3 protein-coding genes are annotated in these 3,997 nt (G+C 44.7%); all 3 read left to right on the top strand.

Going from position 1 to position 3,997, the window contains the following annotated elements:
- The first annotated feature begins 407 nt into the window (after nucleotides 1-407).
- The 3 genes from R7M72_RS24065 to R7M72_RS24055 all read left to right on the top strand — a co-directional run bounded on the left by R7M72_RS24065 (nucleotide 408) and on the right by R7M72_RS24055 (nucleotide 3,576).
- Nucleotides 408-3,020 (top strand): S-type pyocin domain-containing protein, encoded by a 2,613-nt coding sequence (locus R7M72_RS24065; RefSeq protein WP_318056350.1) that lies wholly within the window; start codon nucleotides 408-410, stop codon nucleotides 3,018-3,020.
- Nucleotides 3,021-3,275 carry a bacteriocin immunity protein gene (locus tag R7M72_RS24060; protein WP_054576354.1) on the top strand — a complete coding sequence of 85 codons (255 nt, stop codon included), beginning with the start codon at nucleotides 3,021-3,023 and terminating at the stop codon, nucleotides 3,273-3,275. It begins immediately after the preceding gene.
- 91 nt (nucleotides 3,276-3,366) lie between these two features.
- A complete protein-coding gene (locus R7M72_RS24055) occupies nucleotides 3,367-3,576 on the top strand; it encodes a hypothetical protein (protein WP_228010021.1) in 210 nt (69 codons plus the stop codon).
- Nucleotides 3,577-3,997 lie beyond the last annotated feature (421 nt).

Genomic DNA, 3,997 nt, shown 5'->3' with positions numbered 1-3,997 from the left:
TTGACAAGCAAAACATACATATAAAAGGCCCAAATCGTGAAAGTTTCATTCTACTAAATGACTTTTTGTAGGGTAAACGCAGGCTCTTTAACTTTATAGGGTATTTAACCTAACGAATTTTGGGGCAAAACCTTCTTAGAACTATTACATCCACAACGTGCCCACTACGAATGTGTTCACGGGAAAAAACACCATATGTATCGCTTCAACTAAACAGATTCCGTACACAAAGGCCACAGCCAACACCGACCAACTTCTTGGATTTATATCCAATTTATTGGCACCATAACCAAAAAATTGGATAGACGTACATTACTATTATTCCAAACAATTGATTTTATTAAAAAATTAAATGGCACGCTTCTCGCTTTTTGACGTGATATTTGGCTTTTACTTTAGGTATTTGTGTGTCGTATAAAACCCTTCCACTGTCGGAAGTAATGTCCCATGAATTCGGGTTGATAGAGGGCAACTTCCACAACCTCGCGGAAGCAGATATCGCCTCTGCCATTCCTGCTCATCTTACCTTTGATCAGCTAAAACACCACCTCCACGAGGGTAAGCTCGTACTCGTGAGTGATACACCTCAAATTCCCGCACTTCTGAGTTACAACGACCCAATTGGTCCTAAAACATGGCGGCTGAACTCTGAGGTTATCTCTGCATTTTCGGATGATGCGGCTGAGGAGTTGTTAGCAAAGACGAAAATCTCCAGAGCAACGGGAGGATACAGCACACGTATTGGAGAGACCGCGGCACTCGAACGAGCTTATACGCCACAGCCGATCGCAGTCGAAAGTGAAGAGGAAATCACCAAGGAATTTGAGTACAGCTTCGAAGTCGGCTGCTCGGATGCCACCATAAAGAAAATGGTGCACAATGACTTTGCTTTAGCGAAAACTGAAAAAGAGAACGCGGTAACCCGCTGGGAGCAAGCCAATACCGATCAAGGTACCCGCTACACAGCGTTATGTGTGTTTGATGAGCCAAAGCGTTTAAATATCCACATCGCTGACGACAATCTCGGGCTGACACCATTGGAATCAATCACACTACAAAAAGCCGGCAGCCATAAAACTGAGGAAGGTTTTATACCTGTCGTTCCGGCTGTGCGATTGGGCGAACGCCTAGGCTTGCCGACAGAGGGCTATTACTACCACTTTAATGATGGTGAACTGGTCCAAGAGTACAAAATTCTCGGACAAGAAAAATGGGCATTTTACGCTACGCGATCGACACAAGAGACGCTCAATGACGAGCGCGGTTTTACCAAGGATCAAAGCGCTATTTTGGTGTATTGGAAGTTGGCCAACCAAGTCCTTGAGAACCAATACATCATTTATCTTGAGCGCCAAATCACGCGTGAAGAGCTCGATAATCTTAGTGAAGATTGGCTGAGCGAAAACGGGATAAAGTTGGATATTCCTGCACTGTTTGATGCAGGTAAACAGCCGGAAGAAGCACGCGCAGAAGATTACAACGATGAAGCGGAAGCAGAACAAACCGCAGCAACGCACATCGTAGTTGCGGGGGAAACCTGGCAGAGCATAGCTGAACGGTATGGTATGGGAGCTAAAGCCTTGCTCTCGCTTAACCCAGTGTTTGAGGCCGACCCTCTATCACTCGCAATTGGTGATGAAATTGTTGTTGCTGAAGCACAGCAACAACAAGCACCAGACAAAAAGAACACTTTTCCGCCTCTGCACCCGCAAACCTACAACAACATCCGCAACAGTCATTACCAGCACAGCGATCCTTTACTTGGGTTGACCAAATATCGAGCTATCAACGCTGCCGATTTTGTAGAAGGTGATGTCGCCATCCTTAACTTAAAAGACGCCACAAGCTCGCTCGTGTTCGCTAAATCCTGCATCAGGCCAGAAGGGTGTATTGAAATTGGCGACCAACAAGAGTCAATCAGTAACTTCGGGCCTTGGTCATTCTTCTTTGCGCAAGCGAATGCGACCCCAGCTGCTGTCATACCCGCCATTCAAGCAACACAAGCACAAATGGCCATGGGAAGTTCCGCCGCTGTCGCTGGCTCACCAGAGCAAACGCAACAAACCCAAACTGCGGCGATGCAGTTGGATAAACTGGCCGGCACATTGAAAGATAAGATAGTTGAGGGCTACCGCTGGCAAGTAGAAGGCATTGGCGCTTTGTTTGCCATGCAGCAAAGCTTGTTTGGCGATAACACCCAATATACAGACCAAGATTTACGCCAAGTGACCACGGCGCAAAGCCGTGTTCGTGTCCACATTACCGAGCCCCAAGATGGGGAGTTTTATCCGCACGTGCAGGGCTATCATGTAGACGACACGCGCATCCCCATCAAATACGTGAAACAGGGAAATAATAGCCAGCTGTCCGTTGCGATTGAGGAGAACGGACCAACCATCTATTGGACACCAGAAGAAAACGGTGAAGCAAGTTGGCAAACTACCCCCGATCATAGTGATGGGTTTGAAAAAGACGATATACTGGTCACGCCAATCCACTCGGATAGCGATGCTAACGTCACCGTTACGCCTGCGCCAGAAGAGAAAGACTGGCGCGATGCGATCTTGGTATTCCCTGAAAGCTCAGGTATTGCTCCGCTCTATGTGGTTTACAAAGAAAGCCCGAGAGATAAGCCCGGAGTCGTTACCGGGAAAGGCGAAGATATCTTTGGCATTTGGTTGGCAGGTGCAGGTAAGGACTTAGGAGCCCCAATACCCTCTCAAATAGCTGATAAGCTGAGAGGGAAAGAATTTAGTAATTTTGATGCGTTCCGAAAAGCTTTCTGGATAGAGGTTTCTAAAGATAGTGTGCTTATGGCGCAATTCAACAGAACGAACCAAAAGAAAATTAGTTCCGGTAAATCTCCTATAGCTCCAAAAGGTGAACACTATGGAAAAATGATCAGATATGAGATCCATCACCAACATGAGATATCTAAGGGGGGAGCTGTTTTCCATGTTGATAACCTTGCAGTCGTTACTCCTAAACATCACAAGAGAATCCACTTTGGTAAGAATTAAATGAAGTTAAAAAATAATATTTCCGAGTATACATTTGCTGAATTTAAAGATTTTGTCAGCACAATATGTGATAACGATTTACCTGAAAGTGAGGAGGACAAACTTATCTTACATTTTTCAGAAATTGTTAAACACCCTGATGGGACCGACCTAATATTTTGGCCTAAACCTGATCAAGATGACTCGCCAGAGGGAGTTGTTAATGAAATTAAAAGGTGGTACCAAGAGCAGGGGCTTCCTTGCTTCAAAGAGTAAAAAATAAAAGGCGTCACAATGACGCCTTTTCCCATTCCCATTCCTCAGCCTGCTCTAAAATCCGCTCAAAATCCTCTTGTGTCAGAACCTTATGGTTGCTCTCGGTGAACTCAATATTTTGTCCATTGCGATTGAAGATAACGTACCAACCATCAATTGGACGCCAGAAGAAAACGGTGAAGCAAGTTGGCAAACTCTCGATTCAAGTCAATTTATACCTGCGAACCTTAAACGGATGATGGATGGCAAAGCTCCTCGAGCAAGGTTTAAGGATACCGTTGGGGGAAGACGTTCTTTCTAAATGCACCATGTTGAATAAATACAACATGGTGGTTCTGTGTACGATGTTGATAACTTAAGAGCCCCCGTAATACAACACGAGGATTAACAACAATAGCATTAGAGAATGGATTACTTTTAGTAAGGAAAAAACCAACTAACAGGATATGAATGAGTATTTACTCTGTCTTATAATGGGGCAAAGACTTCTTAGAACTATTACATCCACAACGTGCCCACTACGAATGTGTTCACGGGTAAAAACACCATATGTATCGCTTCAGCTAAACAGCGACCGTACACAAAGACCACAGCCAACACCGACCAACTTCTTGGATTTATACCCAACTTTTTGGCTCGATAAATAAAAAATTGTATCGGCATACACTACTATCATCCTACCTAGCTGATTTTGCAGAAGAAAGTTAATGGCATGCTTACTG

This window comes from Vibrio sp. YT-18, assembly GCF_033337345.1.
GTDB lineage: Bacteria > Pseudomonadota > Gammaproteobacteria > Enterobacterales > Vibrionaceae > Vibrio > Vibrio alginolyticus.
Note: the sequence above shows the minus strand (reverse complement) of the source record. Positions and strands in the feature narration are given on the sequence as shown.